Annotated in this window: 12 protein-coding genes; 7 read left to right on the top strand and 5 right to left on the bottom strand. The window is 73.2% G+C overall.

Features of this window, described 5'->3' with window-relative positions; all coding sequences use genetic code 11:
• Nucleotides 1-53: 53 nt before the first annotated feature.
• From IH45_RS0100875 to IH45_RS0100860, 4 genes are all read right to left on the bottom strand, one after another.
• Nucleotides 54-845, bottom strand: a complete 792-nt coding sequence (locus IH45_RS0100875; protein WP_030659783.1) for an ABC transporter permease — start codon at nucleotides 843-845, stop codon at nucleotides 54-56.
• Between the two features lie 410 nt (nucleotides 846-1,255).
• Nucleotides 1,256-2,329 carry an ATP-binding cassette domain-containing protein gene (locus IH45_RS0100870; RefSeq protein ID WP_078897077.1) on the bottom strand — a complete coding sequence of 358 codons (1,074 nt, stop codon included), beginning with the start codon at nucleotides 2,327-2,329 and terminating at the stop codon, nucleotides 1,256-1,258.
• A gap of 310 nt (nucleotides 2,330-2,639) precedes the next feature.
• A complete protein-coding gene (locus IH45_RS0100865; protein WP_030659779.1) occupies nucleotides 2,640-3,473 on the bottom strand; it encodes a DUF4097 family beta strand repeat-containing protein in 834 nt (277 codons plus the stop codon).
• A 94-nt stretch (nucleotides 3,474-3,567) separates the two neighbouring features.
• Nucleotides 3,568-4,104, bottom strand: coding sequence for a histidine kinase (locus tag IH45_RS0100860; protein WP_030659777.1), 537 nt, complete (start codon nucleotides 4,102-4,104; stop codon nucleotides 3,568-3,570).
• A 276-nt stretch (nucleotides 4,105-4,380) separates the two neighbouring features.
• Here IH45_RS0100860 and IH45_RS0100855 point away from each other — a divergent pair, with 276 nt between their 5' ends.
• On the top strand, nucleotides 4,381-4,971 hold the full coding sequence (locus IH45_RS0100855) for an HAD domain-containing protein (protein WP_030659775.1): 591 nt from the start codon (nucleotides 4,381-4,383) through the stop codon (nucleotides 4,969-4,971).
• A 125-nt stretch (nucleotides 4,972-5,096) separates the two neighbouring features.
• Here IH45_RS0100855 and IH45_RS0100850 read toward each other — a convergent pair whose 3' ends face one another.
• Nucleotides 5,097-6,686, bottom strand: coding sequence for an alpha/beta hydrolase (locus tag IH45_RS0100850; protein ID WP_030659773.1), 1,590 nt, complete (start codon nucleotides 6,684-6,686; stop codon nucleotides 5,097-5,099).
• 297 nt (nucleotides 6,687-6,983) lie between these two features.
• On the opposite strand from IH45_RS0100850, the gene IH45_RS0100845 reads away from it, so the two are divergent.
• The 6 genes from IH45_RS0100845 (at nucleotide 6,984) to IH45_RS0100820 (ending at nucleotide 17,345) form a co-directional block, all read left to right on the top strand.
• Nucleotides 6,984-7,688, top strand: coding sequence for a hypothetical protein (locus tag IH45_RS0100845; protein WP_030659772.1), 705 nt, complete (start codon nucleotides 6,984-6,986; stop codon nucleotides 7,686-7,688).
• Nucleotides 7,689-7,954: 266 nt separating this feature from the next.
• On the top strand, nucleotides 7,955-9,286 hold the full coding sequence (locus tag IH45_RS0100840) for an MFS transporter (protein WP_030659770.1): 1,332 nt from the start codon (nucleotides 7,955-7,957) through the stop codon (nucleotides 9,284-9,286).
• Between the two features lie 228 nt (nucleotides 9,287-9,514).
• Nucleotides 9,515-10,918 (top strand): condensation domain-containing protein, encoded by a 1,404-nt coding sequence (locus IH45_RS0100835; protein WP_050514412.1) that lies wholly within the window; start codon nucleotides 9,515-9,517, stop codon nucleotides 10,916-10,918.
• A 125-nt stretch (nucleotides 10,919-11,043) separates the two neighbouring features.
• Nucleotides 11,044-14,208 carry a non-ribosomal peptide synthetase gene (locus IH45_RS0100830; protein WP_030659765.1) on the top strand — a complete coding sequence of 1,055 codons (3,165 nt, stop codon included), beginning with the start codon at nucleotides 11,044-11,046 and terminating at the stop codon, nucleotides 14,206-14,208.
• Nucleotides 14,205-15,365 carry an acyl-CoA dehydrogenase family protein gene (locus tag IH45_RS0100825; protein WP_030659763.1) on the top strand — a complete coding sequence of 387 codons (1,161 nt, stop codon included), beginning with the start codon at nucleotides 14,205-14,207 and terminating at the stop codon, nucleotides 15,363-15,365. Before IH45_RS0100830 ends, IH45_RS0100825 begins: the two co-directional genes overlap by 4 nt.
• A 90-nt stretch (nucleotides 15,366-15,455) precedes the next feature.
• Nucleotides 15,456-17,345 (top strand): non-ribosomal peptide synthetase, encoded by a 1,890-nt coding sequence (locus IH45_RS0100820; protein ID WP_032916577.1) that lies wholly within the window; start codon nucleotides 15,456-15,458, stop codon nucleotides 17,343-17,345.

Raw genomic sequence — 17,345 nt, 5'->3', positions numbered from 1 at the left:
CAGTGCGGTGACCAGTGATGTGGCGTACGACGGCAGGTGGTGGACGGTGCCGGTCACCTGGTGACGTCGCGGGTGAAGGTTTTGCGGGCCCAGAGGTAGCCGATCACGGTGAGGCCGAGGCACCAGGCGAGGGCGATGAGACCGCTGTTGCCGATCTCCGTGCCCATCAGCAGCCCGCGCAGCGTCTCGATGACCGGCGTGAAGGGCTGGTACTCGGCGAACCAGCGCAGTCCGGCCGGCATGGACTCCGGCGGCACGATCGCGCTGCCGAGGAACGGCAGCAGCGTGAACGGCATGGGCAGGTTGCTGGCGGTCTCCGGCGTCTTGGCCATCAGGCCCATCGCCGCCGAGAGCCAGGACAGCGACAGGGTGAGCAGGGCCAGGAGCCCGGCGGCTGCGAGCCATTCGACGGGCGTGGCATTGGGCCGGAAGCCCATGAGCAGCGCCGTGCCGGTGATGAGCGCGATGCTGCCCATCGTCTGGATGACGGTTCCCAGGACATGTCCGGTCAGGAACGATCCGCGGGAGATCGCCATCGTGCGGAAGCGGTTGACGATGCCCTCGGTCTTGTCGACGCAGACGCTGATCGCGGTGGCCAGGGAGCCGGAGGTCGCGGTCATCAGGATGAGGCCGGGTGCGATGTAGTCGATGTACTCGCCGCTGCCGGTGGGCATGCCGCCGATGCCGTTGCCCAGGGCGCCGCCGAAGACGTAATTGAAGAGCAGCAGCATCACGAGGGGCATCGCGATGAGGGAGATCGTCATGCTGGGGTAGCGCTGTGCGTGCTTCAGACTGCGGCGCAGCATCGTCATGGAGTCGCTGACGGCATAGGAAAGCGTGGCCATCGGGCTTGGCCCTTCTGGGAGTCGACCGAACGGTCGTGGGTGTGGAGGTCGCCCTGGCGCCGGGACAGGGTGGTTCTCGCGGCGCGGGGCATACGTATGGCGCTTCGGCGCGAGACGTATCGTGTGGCGTTTCGACACGAGGCGTACCGTGTGGCGTTTCGGCGCGGGCCGTACGGCGGCGCCGGCGGCGCGGGTCGTACGGCGGCGCCGGCGGCGCGGGTCGTACGACGGTGTCCACGGCGCGATGCGGGTGCTGTTCCCGGCGCGTCACTTGCGCCGGTCGCGGGTGGGGCGCTCAAGGCGCCGCTCGGAGGTGTTCTTCAGGCCCGGTACGGGCGGTGCTCACACCGGTGGCCCGGGTGGTGCCCCGGTACCGGCCGAGCCGGTGTTCGTGTCGGCCGAGCCGGGACTCAGGCCGCGGCCGCGGTACGCACGTCGCTTCCGGCGCCACCGTGTCCGGTGAGGGTGAGGAAGACGTCGTCCAGGTCGGGCGTGTGCACGGTCAGCGTCTCCGCCGTGATCGACGCGTTGTCCAGGACGTCCAGGACGGCGCGCAGGGTGGGGATGCCGCCGTCGCCGGGCACGTGCAGGGTGAGCGCTTCACTGTCGCGCGTACCGGTTGTGAAGAGGGCGGCGGCCGCGTCGAGACGGGTCTCGTCGGCGAACCGGACGCGGATGTGGCTGCCCGGTACGAGGCGCTTCAGCTCCTCCGCGGTGCCCTCGGCGACCAGCTTCCCGTGGTCCAGGACGGCGATGCGGTCGGCGAGCTGGTCGGCCTCCTCCAGGTACTGCGTGGTCAGGAAGATCGTGACACCCTCGTCGGCGACCAGTGAGCGGATGATCTCCCACATGGTGCGGCGGCTGCGCGGGTCGAGGCCGGTGGTCGGTTCGTCGAGGAAGATGATGCGCGGCGCGCCGACCAGGGTCATCGCGAGGTCCAGCTTGCGGCGCATACCGCCGGAGAACGTGGCGACGGGCTTCCTGGCCGCCTCGGTCAGCTCGAAGCGGCGCAGCAGTTCGGCGGCGCGCCGGCGGCCCTCGCGGCGGTCGAGGTGCCGCAGGTCGGACATGAGCAGCAGGTTCTCGCGGGCGGTCAGCAGGTTGTCCACGGCCGCGAACTGGCCGGTGACGCCGATCGAGCCCCGTACGGCGTCGATGTCCCGCGCCAGGTCGTGGCCCGCGACGCGCGCCTCGCCGGAGTCCGCGGAGATCAGCGTGGAGAGGATTTCGACAGTGGTGGTCTTGCCCGCACCGTTCGGCCCGAGCAGCGCGAAGACGGAGCCTTCGGGAATCCGCAGGTCGATGCCGTCGAGCACCACCTTGTCGCCGTAGGACTTGGTGAGGCCGCGGGCCGAGATGGCCAGCGGCGTGTCTGCCAGGGGCGGCGCGGCCGTGGCCGTCGGGGCCGGTGCGAGACGCGCGCCGCTCGCGGGCGAGCCGGGGCGCGTGGTGTGCGCGGCAGTCGTACTGCGGGCGGCGGTCATGGGATCGTGCCTCTTCTCGTCGATAAGCGGTCGATGGGTGGTACGTGGGCAGGCAGCGGCGCCTGGTGGGCTCGGATGCGGGTCCGGGCCGGTGAGGGCGCACGGCCGGGGCCGGCGTACGGGTGAGGAGAGTGGCGCATGGCGGGTACAGGGTGCGGCGAACGGACCGGCCGCTGCGGGCAGTTCAGGACCGGCGGGTGGTAAGCGCCCGGCGAACGGTTCAGGATCGGCGGGCGGTACGCACCCGGCGAACGGTTCAGGATCGGCGGGCGGTTCAGGGTCGGCGGGCAGTACGGGCTCCGTGAGCCGTTCAGGCGCGGCGGATCACGATGTCGCCGAACCCGGTACGGGCCCGCACCTCCACGGTTTCGTCGTCGGCCCCGGGGCCCTCGGCCGGACCGAGTTCGCTGTGCACGCCTCCGAGGCTGTTCAGGTCGAGCCACGCGGCGGTGGATTCCCGGATGCCGATCTCCACGTCACCGGCGGCGGTCAGCACCGTGGTCCGGCCGCGGGCCACTTCTCCGATCCGGACACCGCCGTTGGCGGACTTGACGTCGACACCGGCGTGCGCCACGTCCACCGAGATCTGCCCGTTGGACGAGGTGACCCGCAGGTCGCCGACGGCCTCGCCGACGATGGTGTCGCCGTTGGCGTTCTTGACGGTACCGACGCCGGCGATCCTGCCGAGCTCGATCCGGCCCGCGGCGACGACCTCGGCATCGCCGTCCACCCGGTCCACGCGGATGTCGCCGTAGTCCGTGCGCAGGTCCACCGTCCCCGCCGCGTCGATCTGGATGTCACCGGCCGAGGTCTTGATCCGGCAGTCGCCGAGGACGCCCTCGCAGATGAAGTCCGCCATCGGCGAAGCGCCCCGGAGGTGCGATCCGGCCGGCAGCTCGACGCTCACGTCCAGCGACCCGCTCCTGCCGAACAGCGAACGCTTTCTGGGGCCTTTGACGAGCAGCTTGCCGCCCGCGCAGGTGACGCTGGTCTGCTGTGCGGCCCGTACGTCCGTCTCGTTGGCCGCGTTGGCCGGCCGTACCTCGACCACCGTGTCCATGCGCTTGCTCGCGGTGATCCGTACCGACGCGATGTCGAATTCGAGGGTGGCGGAAATCGGTTCCGGGGTGTCGAAGAATGGCATGGCTGTCCCGTCCTCATGGCTCTGGGGTGCGTTCCCGCTGGTGAGGCGGGTGGTGGCGGAAAGGGGCGATGAAGTGGCGGGGTGGTGCCCGGGACTAGCGGACCCAACCCGTGTAGCTCTGCTGTCCCGCGCGGCGCCGCTGACCGGACGGGCGGCCGCGTTCGCCGGGGTCCAGGGCCGCGGCGACGGCCCGTACGAGCCAGGCGTTGACGGACATCCCCTCCTGCCCCGCGGCCTCCTCGGCGCGCGCCTTGAGGTGGGCGGGCAGCCGGAGGTTGACCCGCGCCGTGCCACCCTCGCCGCCGTCCGAGGGGGCGCCCGGCGCGGACGCCCACGCGCCGCTCGGTGCGCTCTCGCGCTCCTCGGCCTGCTCGTACGACTGCGGGGCCGGCGGCGGTGTCACCACGAACTCGGGGTCGAGCCCGCGCAGCCGTACGTCGACCGATCCCGGCGCCAGGTCGCGGGTGACCTCCCCCATGGCGGCGGACAGCGCGTTCAGCAGGGTCAGACGGGTGGCCGACTCCAGCGGGGCGGTGAGCCGCTCCGCCAGAGCGCGGGCTTCGTCTCCTCCCGCGTCCGCTGCCACCGCGAGTTCGTGCCGGAGGTTGTCGACGTAGGGCGTGAGGTCCATGACGCCATCATGGCACACATTTGGCACCACGGCGAGCCATCGAGGGGCCGGACCGGCGCCACCCCGTCCGACCGGGGCGCACATCAGCCCGCCCACACCCCTCACCACCTGCGAAAACATCGCCGATTCAGGACGACACCCGAATGACGCCACTCGCGCGCCACACCCTGACATCACCTGGCGCCACAGTGGCGCCACCACGGCAGCACCCCCTCGCAGGAAGGACGCCGCCGGTTGCCCGCAGCCCGGGCAAGCACACTTGAGGCGCCCAGTAGCATGATCGCCTCGGAACCGGGAGGGGATGCTCTGGTGCGACCTGTGCTGTTGGTGGATGTGGACGGGCCGTTGAACCCGTACGCCGCGAAGCCGCACCGGCGGCCCGAGGGCTACGAGACGCACCGGCTGCTGACGCCCCGTTGGGAGGCTGCCGAGCGGCGCCGGCTCACCGCGGCGGGGCTGCCGGGCAGGCCGGTGAAGCCGCTGCGGGTGTGGCTCGATCCCGGCCACGGGCCGGCGCTGGCCGCACTCCCCTTCGATCTGGTCTGGGCGACGACGTGGCAGGAAGAAGCCAATGCCTTCATCGCGCCGGTCCTGGGGCTGCCCGCCCTGCCGTTCATACGGTGGCTCTCGCCACGGCCCGAACCCGAGCCCGGCAGCGGCGTGTTCTGGAAGACGCCGGAGATCGTGGCGTGGGCGAAGGGCCGTGCGTTCGCCTGGATCGACGACGAGATCACCGACGCGGACCGCGCCTGGGTGGCGGAGCACCACGCCGGCCCCGCCCTCCTGCACCGGGTCGATGCCCGGCGCGGCCTGACGCCCGACGATTTCGGCGTACTGGAGCGCTGGGCGGCGGGGGTACCGGGGTAGGTCGCGGGCGCGGGAGGCCGGGCGGAGCGGCAGCGGGCCCCGCGCCCCCTTCAGCCTCAGCTGATCACGGGGGCACGGGGCCCGGTGTGCCGTAGGTGCCGGCTATGCCGCGGTGCGGCTGCCGACTACGCCTTGCTCGGCTGCGGGGTGGCGTGCGGGGCGCACGTCACGTCCTTGGCGTCGGTCTTCCCGGTGAGGAAGTAGGTGTCGACCCGGTCGTTGATGCAGGGGTTGACCAGGCTGGTGACACCGTGCGAACCGGCGTCCTTCTCGACGATCAGGCGCGAGCCCTTGAGGCGCTTGTGCAGCTCGACGGCGCCCTCGAACGGGGTGGCCGCGTCACGGGTGCTCTGCACGATCAGCACGCTGGGCAGGCCCTTGCCGGTCTTGACGTCGACCGGGGTCAGCTGCTTCTCCGGCCAGGTGGCGCAGGGCAGGTTCATCCAGGCGTTGGCCCAGGTCATGAACGGGGCCTTCTGGTGAACGCGGGTGTTGTCCCGGTCCCACTTGCGCCAGCTGGTGGGCCACTTCGCGTCGTTGCACTCGACGGCCGTGTAGACCGCGTTGCTGTTCTCGGAGGCGATGTTGCCCGCGATGTCGCTCATGTCCGGGCCGGCGCCCTGGATCAGCGGCTTCTCGTCACCCTTCAGGTACGCGCTCCACGCCTGGGCGGTCGGGGCCCAGGAGGAGTCGTAGTAGGGCGCCTTCTGGAAGAAGTTGGTCAGCTCGGCCGGGCCGACGACGCCACCGATCGGGTTCTTCTTGGCGGTGGCGCGCAGCTGCTCCCACTTCGCCTGGACCTTGGCCTCGGTGTTGCCGATGTGGTAGACGGCGTCGTTCTTGGCGACCCACTTCTTCCAGTCGCCCCAGCGCGTCTCGAAGGCGAGGTCCTGGTCCAGGTTGGCCTGGTACCAGATGCTCTCGCGCGAGGGGTTGACGACGGAGTCGACCAGCATCCGGCGGACGTGGTCCGGGAAGAGGGTCGCGTACACGGCGCCGAGGTAGGTGCCGTAGGAGACGCCGAGGTAGTTGAGCTTCTTCTCGCCCAGGCCGGCGCGGATTACGTCCAGGTCACGGGCCGTGTTCGGCGTCGTCATGTGCCGCAGCAGGGCGCCGCTGCGCTCCTTGCAGCCGAGCGCGTACTCCTTGGCCAGCTTGCGCTGGGCGCGCTTGTCGGCCTCGCTGTCCGGCACCGGGTCGGCCTTGGGCGCCTTGGCGTACTCCTGCGGGTCGGCGCAGGAGATCGGGGCGGAGTGGCCGACACCGCGCGGGTCGAACCCGACGAAGTCGTACGCCTTGGCCATCTTGGCGTACAGGGGGTTCTTGCCGGTGACGCGGGTCGGGAACTTCATGCCCGAACCGCCGGGGCCACCGGGGTTGTAGATGAGGGAGCCCTGACGCTCCTTCTTGCCGCCGGTGTTGCCGACACGGTCCACGGCGATCTTGATGGTGGGGCCGTTGGGCTTGGCGTAGTCGACCGGGACGGTGACGTAGCCGCACTGGATCGGGTCCTTCAGACCCCAGTCGGCGGGGCAGGCCTGCCAGTCGATGCCCTTGTCGGCCGCGCGGGCGGCGGCGATCTGCACGCCGCGGTCCTCGGCCGACCCGCGGTGGTGCTGCTGGCCCGCGCTGGCGGGCGTGGCGGCGATGGCTCCGGCTATGAGCGTGCCGGTCACCAGGGTGCCGGCAGCGCCGAGCGCTGCTGTTCTTCTCACGTGGGGGTCCCCCTGCATAAAGCGCCGCGCGACGGCGGCGGTGATCACAGAGCTGCACGGGGGATCCTGTCTGCTCCCACCCCACTCTGAACAGGCCTCTCAGCCTTTTCTTTACCAAACCGCAGGATTCGTTCAGCGATCTGCGGTAGCGGCGGGCGCACCATGGCGTACGACTCGGCATTTGCCCTGAAGTGCGGCATGACACATGGAACGTCCGGGTCACGCGCCTTGGTCGGTTGATGTGGGTCGGGAAGGTTGCGCGGCTTGTCCCGGGTCCGCGGGAGAGGGGATGAGACGGTGCACGTCTGGTACGTGTCCTACGGCTCCAACATGCATGCCGCACGGCTGCGGCACTATCTGACGGGCGGGCGTCCGCCGGGCGGCATGCGGACCTGTCCGGGCTGCCGCGATCCCCGGCCGCCGGCCCGGTCCGTGCCGGTCGTGCTGCCGGGAGTCATGTACTTCGCGCTGGAGTCCCTGAACTGGACGGGCGGCGTCGCGTTCTACGACCCGGACGGGCCCGGCGAGGTGTGGGCCCGCGCCCATCTGCTGACGCGCGGACAGTTCTCCGACATCGCGGCCCAGGAGATGAACCGGGCCCCGGCGGGCGACCTGGACCTGTCCGAGGTGCTGGACCGGGGCCGGGCGCGGCTCGGGCCCGGCCGTTACGAGACGCTGGTGCACGCGGGCACGCTGGAAGGGCTGCCGCTGCTCACCTTCACCGCGCCGTGGCGCGTGGACGAGGTCCCGCGCACCCAGCCGACCGACGCCTATCTCGCGCACTTGTGGACGGGGCTGCGGGAGGCGGGCGGGTGGGACGACGAGGAGATCACGGACTATCTGGACCGGTGCCGGGCGGGGCTGCCGGTACGCCCCGGTACGGGCCGTCGGCGACGCCGTCACCGGGGTGCCGCACCCGGGCTCCGGGCCCTGGAGCCGGACGGCCGGGGCCGGGACACCAGCCCACGGAACTCCGCGCAACCCCGGGTTCACGGCCTGTAACACATTCCGCGGCGCACGTCAGCTGTCCTTACGGGTCCCGAACACACCCAGCCGCGCTAATCAGACATTCACTCGACGGCCGAAAATATGGTCGCGCGGTGAACATTTGGTGAGGGCGTAGCAGGTCACCCCATCACCGGGTGGACCGGAGAGAACGGACGGTTTACGACAAAACTTGCGAGCAGCGTCCGGAATGCGGAGGAAACTGTCCGGAAACTTTACGTTCGTTTTGACCTGTCCCCTCTTCATCACCAAATGTCAGCCATGTGACCACCTCACGAGCCTCCGGCCGCGGCGCCGGCGACGGGCTCCTCCGCCATCGCGACTTCCGGCTGCTGCTCGCCGGGGCCGCGGCCAGCCAGGCAGGTACCCAGGTCGCCCTGGTGGCCCTGCCCCTGGTGGCCGTCGTCGGGCTGCACGCCTCGGCCTTCGAAGTGGGCCTGCTGACCGCGGCCGAGACCGCCGCGTTCCTGCTGATCGGCCTGCCGGCGGGCGCCTGGGTGGACCGGGTCCGGCGGCTGCCGCTGCTGATCCGTACGGACGTGGTGCGCGCGGTGGCGATGGGCAGCGTGCCGCTCGCGGCGGTGTGCCACGTCCTGACGATGGCGCAGTTGTACGTGGTGGCCTTCGTCACCGGCGTCGCCACCGTGTTCTTCGACGTCGCCCACCAGAGCTACCTGCCGCGGGTACTGCCCGGCCGGCAGCTGGTGGCGGGCAACGGGGCGCTGGAGACGGCGCGTTCGGCCGCTCAGGTGGCCGGGCCCGGGCTCGGCGGCGGCATCGTCCAGCTGCTCGGCCCGCCGGTCGCCGTCCTTGCCAACGCGGCCGGATATCTCGCCTCGGCCCTGTTCCTGCGCGGCATCCGCGTCCGGGAACCGGAGCCGGAGGCGGCCGCGGGCGGGTCGCTGGGCGCCCAGGTCAAGGAAGGGCTGGCCTTCGTGCTGCGGCACCCCGTGCTGCGCATGATCGCGCTGACGACCGGGGTGGCGAACTTCTTCTCGGCGATGCTCGTCGCCGTACAGACCGTGTTCCTGACGCGGGAGCTGGGGCTGCCGCCCGGCGTGCTCGGCCTGATGCTGTCCGCGTCCGCCGTCGGCGGGCTGGCCGGGGCGCTGTGCGCCGGGCCGGTCGCGCGGCGGCTGGGGCAGGCCCGCATCATCTGGCTCGCCCCCGTGGCCACCGGGCCGTTCGCCCTGCTGTGGCCGCTGTCCGGCCATGGCGCGGCCGCCGGATGGTTCGCGCTGGGCTCCGGCGCTGTCTTCTTCGGTGCCGTGGTCTACAACGTCGCCCAGGTCAGCTTCCGCCAACTGCTGTGCCCCGATGCCCTGTTGGGGCGGGTGAACGCCACCCTGCGGTTCATGGTCTGGGGGACCATGCCGCTCGGCGCGCTGGCCGGCGGCGCCATCGCGGAGGCGGCCGGTTCGCGGGCCGCCGTGTGGGTGTGCGCGGCCGGGTTCCTGCTCGTACCCGCGCCCCTGCTGCTGTCTCCGCTACGCAAACTGCGGGACCTTCCTGCCGGAACGGCGCCCGCGGCGGCGGACGAAGCGGCTTCCGGGCCGGGCCCCGAGGCAGTTGATGCGCCCGGAGCCGCCGTCTGACCCCGGTTCACGGGCCGGAGAGCTGAGCTTCCGCCCGGCCCCGCCCACCCCGCTCCTCCGAGAAATCCCCGGTCACCGGCAGCGTCCGTGATCGCGGTCCGTGGCGCGCGCACGCACCACCGTGGCCGCGGTCCGCGAGCGCGCGCCCGTAAGTGATCCACCGTACTCAGCTCTGCTCGAACGTCTTCATCGGCGGCGCCCGTCCGCGGCGGCGCAAGGGAGGTCATCGTGGACCCCAGCACGACAGTCGGCATCGGTACCGGTACCGGCGCCAGCATCACGGAGCAGTACCTCGCCCGTTACGAGAAGGCCGCCGCCGGTGTGGACGACCCGGCCGGGCTGCTGCCCGTCACCGGGGCGCAGCGGCGGTTCCTGCTCGCCCGGCGGCTGGCGCCCGGCGGACGGCCCGACGTCGTCCCGCTCTTCTTCGCGTTCCCGCGCGGCACGGTCGACGTGGAGCGGCTGCGTGCCGCCGCAGGTCACCTGGCCGCCGTGCACCCGGCGCTCCGTATGCGCCCCGACGTGCTGCGCGGGGCGCCCGTACAGCGGCTCGGCTCCCCTGCGGCCCAGGTGGAGCGCGTCGTACCGCGCCCCGGCGAGAGCGCGACGGCCGCCCTGCGCCGCACACTGCTGGAGTGGACCGCCGAAGGCCCGCCGTTCCGGCTGTTCCTGGCCGACGCGCACAGCTCACTCGACCCGCAGGGCGGCGGCGTCCCCCTGTCCGGCGCCGCCGGAGCCGTCGAGATCCTCGCCCTCGCCCTGGACCACGCCGTGTGCGACGAGCAGTCGCTCGGCCGGATCTCCGCGGACCTCGCCGACGCGTATGAGCGGCGGCTCGGCCCCGGCGACGTACCGCCGCACCGCGCCGCCGAGGAAGCGGCCGGCTACCGCGAGGCCGTTCACCTGCAACTGGACGCCGAGAAGCGCGCGTCGCGGCCGGAATCGCTCGCGTACTGGGCGCGGCGGATCGCCCCGGCGTCGGCGACGGCGGGCGGCGCAGCGGCCACCGCCACCAGCACAACGCAGCGCCCCCGCCCCACCGGCGCCCTCCAGACCCGCCTGCCCATCCATGCCGACGACGGCCGGGCCACCGCCTTCCCCGTCATGCTCGGGGCGTGCGGCAGCGCCGCGCGCGCCCTGGCAGGGGCGAACGCGCCGGGGCATACGCCCTTGCTCGGCTACCCCTGGGGCGGCCGGCCCGCGGCGGCCCCCGATGTCCTCGGCTGCTTCCTCAACACCGTCGTCCACCCGGCCACCGCCCGCGGCCTCGACGACCTGACCACCACCTGGTGGGACGACCTCGACCACGCCGACACCCCGTTCGACGAGGTGGTCCGCGCGGCCCGGTCGGCCGCCGGGTCCTGGACGGGACGGCTGGACGGCCTGCTGACCTTCGAGGACCTGCACCGCCGGCCGCCGCTGCGGCTGGGCGGCGTAGCGGGCCGGGAGGTCCACATCGACGGGCGGCCGCTCCAGGCGCCGTTCGCGGTCTCCGTGTCGTACGGCACGGATCTGCTCGTACGGATGGCCTGGGACCGGGACGCCGTCCCGGACGACCGCGCGCACGACGCGTTCGCCCGGCTGACCGCCGAACTGGCCGGGGAACCGGCCGGTCACGCGCCCGTGGGCTGATCCCCGCCGCTCCGGCCGCCCGGCCGATCCCGGGCCCCTTACCGCAGTACCCCCGGTTCCCGCGTCCGACCGACAGCGGGCACCGGACCGAGCTCACCCCTCATCCACCACCCGAAGGATGGACCATGTTCGGATTGTCACCGTCACAGGACGTCGTCTGGCTGCACGAGCAGATGCTGCCGGGCAGCCGTGCCTACAACTTCACGGCCTCGATCGACCTCTGGGGCCGGCTCGACGCGGCCGCGCTGCGCGACGCGCTCGGCGACGCGCTCGGCCGGCACGCCGGTCTGCGCCTGGAACTCGTCGAGCAGCCGGGCGAGGTGCCGAAACAGCGGGTGCGCGAGCGATGTGAGCCACGCATGCGCACCGTGGACCTGTCCCGGGAGGCGGACCCGGAAGCCGCCTTCCAGGAGCTGCTGCGGGCCGAGGCCGAGACGCCGCTCGACACCACCGAGGCACCGCTGCTGCGCTGGTGCCTGGCCCGGCTGGGCGAGGGGCACCACCGCGTCGTGCACGTCGAGCACCATCTGATCCACGACGGGCACTCGTTCGCGATCCTGCTGCGCGATGTGTTCTCCGCGTACCGCTCCCGGGTGCTCGGCGAGCCAGTGCAGCTGTCCCCCGCCCGCTCGTACGAGGAGCACGCGCGGGCCGCGGCGGGCTCGGACCGGCAGGCGAGCCTCGCGCACTGGACGGCGGAGCTGGCCGACGCGACCTTCGACCTGCCGCTGCCGGGGCTGGCCCGGCCGGGTGCCCAGCGGCGGCACGCGGGCGGGCAGTTCCGGCAGGCGATCGGCGCCGACCTGGCCGAGCGGCTGCGGGAGAGCAGCCGTACGCAGGGGCACACGCCGTTCTCCACGCTGCTCAGCCTGTTCGCGGAGCTGCTGCGCCGGCACAGCGGCCGTACCGACATCGTTGTCGGCACCGCGGTGGGCAACCGTCCGGTGGGCTTCGAGGAGACCGTCGGCATGTTCGTCAACACCATTCCGCTGCGCCTGCGCCTGGACCCGGCGGCCGGTGCGGTCGACGCGGTGGACGAGGTCACCGACACGCTGATCCGGGCGTTGCCGCACCAGGAGGTGCCGGTGCAGGAGCTGACCCGGGCGCTCGGGCGGCACACCAGCGGCGCGGACAACCCGCTGTTCAGCGTGATGTTCAGCGCGCACGACGCGGCGCTGCCGGAGATCGAGGTGCCGGAGCTGGAGGTGGCGCTGTACGAGGGGTTCAACACCGGCACCACGCGCTTCGACCTGGACCTGGTGCTGATGCCGGACGACCGGCGCATGGTCGGCCCGCGGCAGGGCGCCGCCGGGATGACGCTGGTGTGGGACTACGACCGGGACCTGTTCGACGAGGACGTGGTCCGGCTGCTGGCGGAGCGTTTCCTCGGGGTGCTGCGCGCGTACCTGGAGACGCCGGACGCGCCGCTCGCCTCGCTGGGTGCCGCCCGGCAGGAGGCCGGTGACCAGGAGATCCGCGCGGACCTGCCCACCGACGAGGTACTGGACCCGACGGCCCGTCAGGACCCGGCCCGTCCGGCCCTCGTGGGCGGCACGAAGAGCCTCTCCTACGGTCAGCTCGACACCCTCGTGGACGACCTGGCGCGCAGGCTGCGCGCTGCCGGGGTGGCGCAGGGCCGCCCGGTCGCCGCCGTGCTCCCGCGCGGCACCGACTCCGTCGTCGCGCTGCTCGCCTGCCTGCGCACCGGCGCCGTCTACTGCCCGCTCTCCCCCAACGACCCGGCCGCACGCCTCAAGACGCTGCTGGAGCGGCTGGACCCCGCCCTGGTGCTGGCCACCCGCGAGAGCGCGCTGTCCCTCCCGGCGGAGGGCCTGCCGGTGGGGCTGCTGGACGGCCCCGCGTTCCCCGCGGCGGCCCCCGCCGGTCAGGAGACCGGCCCGGAGGCCTTCAAGGACGCCGCGTACGTGATCCACACCTCCGGCTCCACCGGTCTGCCCAAGCCGGTCGTGGTCAGCCGCGCGGCACTGGCGCAGCATGCCCGCGCGACGGCGGAGCGGTACGGCCTGACGGAGGCGGACCGGGTGCTGCTCTTCGCCCAGCCGTCCTTCGACGTGGCGCTGGAGGAGGTGCTGCCGTCGCTGCTGGCCGGTGCCTGCCTGGTGCTGCCGCAGCGCGAGGTGCCCACCCCGGACGAGCTGACCGCGGTGCTCGCGGCCCGGCGCGTCACCGTCGCCAACCTGCCGACCAGCTACTTTCTGGCCGTACGGGCGGAGCTGGGCGAGGCGCTGCGGGACGGCCGCTGGGCGCCGCGGCTGGTGGTGCTGGGCGGTGAGCGACTGCCGGTCGGCGCGCTGCGCGAGCTGTTCGACGCGGTGGACGCGGCTCCCGGCTCCCCGTCCGTGACCGTGGTCAACGCGTACGGCGTGACCGAGGCGGCGATCACCAGCACCGTCCACGAGGTGACCCGCGCGGACCTGCTGGACGGCGCCGAGGTGCCGCTCGGCACGGAGCTGCCGGGCACCCGGATGCACGTGCTCGACGCCGGGCTGCGGCCGCTGCCCGCGGGCGCGGTCGGTGAACTGGCCGTGGCGGGCGCCGGACTGGCCGACGGCTACCTCGGCAATCCGCAGGTCACCGCCGAGCGCTTCGTGACGCCCGACGCGCTGGGCGGCGAGCGGGTGTACCGCACGGGTGACCTCGGCTACCGCGACCGGTCCGGGCGGCTGTGCTTCCTCGGCCGCCGCGACAACCAGGTCAAGCTGCGCGGCTACCGCATCGAGCTGGAGGAGGTGGAGGCCGCGGCCTCGGCCGAGCTGGGCGGGCGGTCGTGTGCCGTGGTGCTCGACGCCGACGGTCCGGCCGGTCCGCGGTTGCTGGGATTCCTGGAGTCCCCCGGCGGTGCCGGCCTCGATGAACAGGCGCTGCACCAAGCCCTGTCCCGGCGGCTGCCCACCGCGCTCGTACCGGCGCGCTGGATACGGCTGGACGCCATGCCGACGCTGCCGGGCGGCAAGCCCGACCGCGCCGCCCTGAGCCGCCGGGTGGCGGAACTGCCGACCGAGGAGCCCGGGGAGACGGCCGGCGGCGCCGCGACCGAGCCCGCCGACCCGCAGGTGGCACTGCTCGCCGAGGGCTGGCGCGAGGTGCTGGGCCACGACGACTTCACCCCGGCGTCGCACTTCTTCCAGATCGGCGGGCACTCCCTGATGGCCGCGCAGCTCGCCGCCTGGCTGGAGCCCCGGCTCGGCGGCCGGCCGCCGCTGCGGCTGTTCTTCCAGAACCCGGTGCTGGCCGACCAGGCCCGTGCGGTGGCGGAGGTCGCGGCGTGAGCACCCGACCTTCGTCGGTCCTGGAGGCCGACCACCGTGAACTGGTGACCTCCTTCGAGTCGTTCATCCGCAAGGAGCTGGTGCCGCTGGCTGCGGACCTGCCGGAGGACGCCGACCTGCCCCCGGCCGAGCTGCGCGACTACGTACGCCGTCGCTCCGCGGCCCTCGGCTTCTACGCGGGCGACTATCCCGAGGAGCTGGGCGGCTCCGGCATGCCGTTCACGGCCGTGGTGCTGCTGCACCACGCGGCGGGCCGCAGCGGCTGCCCCCTCGCGCCGTACGCCCTGGCCGGTTCGGACGGTCCGAGCCCGCTGCTGCGGCACGGTACCGAGGAGCAGATCGAGCGGTATCTGAAGCCGCTGGTGCGCGGTGAGGCGGTGCGCTGCCTGGCGCTGACCGAGCCGCACGCCGGGTCGGACGCGTTCCAGCTGACCACCACCGCCGTGCGGGACGCGGCGACCGGCGAGTGGGTCCTCAAGGGCCGCAAGACCTTTGTGAGCAACGCCGACCGGGCGGACTTCACCCTGGTCGTCGCGTCGGCGGAGGGCGAGCCGACCGCCTTCGTGGTGGAGGCGGGCAACCCGGGGCTGCGGATCGGGCAGCGCTACGACGGCATGTCGGGCGAGCCGCTGTACGAACTCCTGCTGGAGGACGCCCGGGTGCCGGGCGACGCGGTGATCGGCGGTGCGGACGGCGTCGGTTCGGCGCTCGGCAACGGCATGGACAGCCTGTCCCGGGGGCGGCTGGTGGTGGCCGCGATGTGTGACGGCATCGCCGAGTACGCGCTGGAGCAGGGCATCGCGTACGCCCGTGAGCGGCGCGCCTTCGGTGAGCGCATCGGCGCGTACCAGCATGTGCAGGAGCACCTGGTGACCAGCCGCGCCGAGATCGAGGCGGCCAAGCTGCTGACGCTGGCGTGCGCGCGGCTGGTGGACAGCGGCACGGAGGCGCCGGAGAACGCCGCGCTGGCCAAGCTGACCTCGTCGGAAACGGCGGTACGCGTGGTGGACCGGTCCCTTCAGGTGCACGGCGCCACGGGGTGGGTGCGCGGGCATCCGCTGGAGTACCTGTACCGCTACGTCCGGTCGATGACGATCATCGAGGGCACCTCGGAGATCCAGAAGGTGATCGTCGCCCGGTCCATGGGTCTCGGCTGAGCCGACCGCCCTCCGGGGCCCGGGGCCGCGGCACGCCGCCCCGGCCCCGCCCCCATTCGATTGCGTGAACTTGCGAACCGCAGAGGAATCATGAGTACTTCAGCGCACGAGCGTCCCGGCAGCAGCCCGCAGGACGGCCGGCCCAGCATCGCGTACGGCACCGCCGCGGCCGAGGGGCCGGACCGCTCGGACATCCTGGCCCGGTACGAGCACTGGGTGCGCAGCACCCCCGACGCGCCCGCCGTCGAGGACGGTGAACTGTCGTGGAGCTACGCCGAGGTGGACGCCCTGGCGAGCGTCGTGGCCGACTCGCTGCGCGGCCGGGTCTCCTCCGGTGACCTGGTCGGCGTGTGCCTGGACCGCTCCGCCGCGCTGGTCGCGGTGGCGGTCGGGCTGGCCCGGCTGGGCGCCGTCTACCTGCCGCTGGGGCCGCGTCCCGGCGAGCGGCGGCTGGCCGCGGTGACCGAACGGCTGGGCGTGCCCTGCCTGGTCGGCGATCCGGCGCTGCTGCCCGCGGCGTACCGTACGGGCGACACGCTCTCCCTGCCGCTGCCCGCCGAGGGCGCCAACGCGGCCGGGAGCGTGGTGGCGGCGTTCCGCGCCACGCCCGCCGACGGCGCCGGGCAGGCCGCGCCGCCGGGCACCTTCTACGCCGTCCTGACCTCCGGTTCGACCGGCACCCCCAAGGCCGTGGCGGTGGGCGCCGCGTCGCTCGGCGCGCTGCTGGACTGGTACCACGCGTACACCGGCGCCGGGCCCGAGGACCGGCACAGTCTGCTGATCGGTGTCTCCTTCGACCCGCACATCAAGGAGCTGTGGGGGGCGCTCACCTCGGGCGGCGCGCTGAGTGTGCCGCCCGAGGAGGTGCGCTGGGACCCGGACGCGCTCACCGGCTGGTGGCGGCGCGCGAAGGTGTCCGTAGCCGTACTGCCCACGCCGCTCGCCGAGACCGTCCTCGAACGGCCCTGGCCCGAACTCCCCGACCTGCGGCACCTGCTGGTGGGCGGCGACAAGTTGCGGCGCCGACCCGCGCCGCAGGTCACGGCCCGGGTGCACAACGCGTACGGCCCCGCCGAGGCCACCGTCGTCACCACGACGCACCACGTCGAGGCCGACGACTGCGACACCGCGCCCCCGCCGATCGGCACGCCGGTCGACGGCGCGGTGGTCTGCGTCACCGACGAGGCGGGCCACGTGGTCCCGCGCGGTGAGGCCGGCGAGCTGCGCATCGGCGGCAGCGTGCTGTCGCTGGGCTATCTGGACGCCGGCTTGACGGCGGCCCGCTTCGTGCCCGCGCCGGACGGCGTGGACGGGACCGAGCGCGTCTACCGCACCGGCGACCGGGTACGGATGCGGCCCGACGGGGTGCTGGACTTCCTCGGGCGGCTGGACGACCAGGTCAAGGTGAGCGGTGTCCGTATCGAACTCGCCGAGGTGGAGGCCGCGTTCGAGCACCACCCGGGCGTACGGCGGGCCGCGGTCGCGGTCCGGTCGGCCGCGGGCGGCGTCAACCAGCTCGTCGCCTTCGTCCTGCCCGTGCCCGGACAGCCGGTGCCGACCGCGGACGAGCTGATACGCGAGGCGCGCGGCTGGCTGCCCGAGCAGGCGGTCCCGGCCGTCGTACGGTTCCTCGGCAGCTTCCCGCTGGACGCCAACGGAAAGGTCGACCGGGCTGCCCTCCTGGCGGCCGAGGAGGCGGAGACCGCCGAGGCCCCGGACGGTGCCGCGCCTCGGACACCCACCGAGGAACTGGTGCTCCGCCTGTGCCGCGACCTGCTCGGCAACCCGGCACTGGGCACGGACGACAACTTCGCGGCAGCGGGCGGCAATTCGCTGTCCACCGCCCGGCTGCTCACCGCCATCGAGGAGCACTGCGGCGTACGCCTGCGGGCGCCCCAGCTGCTGCGGCAGCCCGACCTGCGGGCGCTGGCGGCCCTGGTGGACACCCGGCGCGGCGCCGCCGACCTGGCGGGGGTGTGA

The organism is Streptomyces rimosus subsp. rimosus, assembly GCF_000720725.1.
Classification (GTDB): Bacteria; Actinomycetota; Actinomycetes; order Streptomycetales; family Streptomycetaceae; genus Streptomyces; species Streptomyces rimosus_A.
The sequence above is the reverse complement of the archived record's forward strand: the minus strand, read 5'-3'. Positions and strand labels throughout refer to the sequence as shown.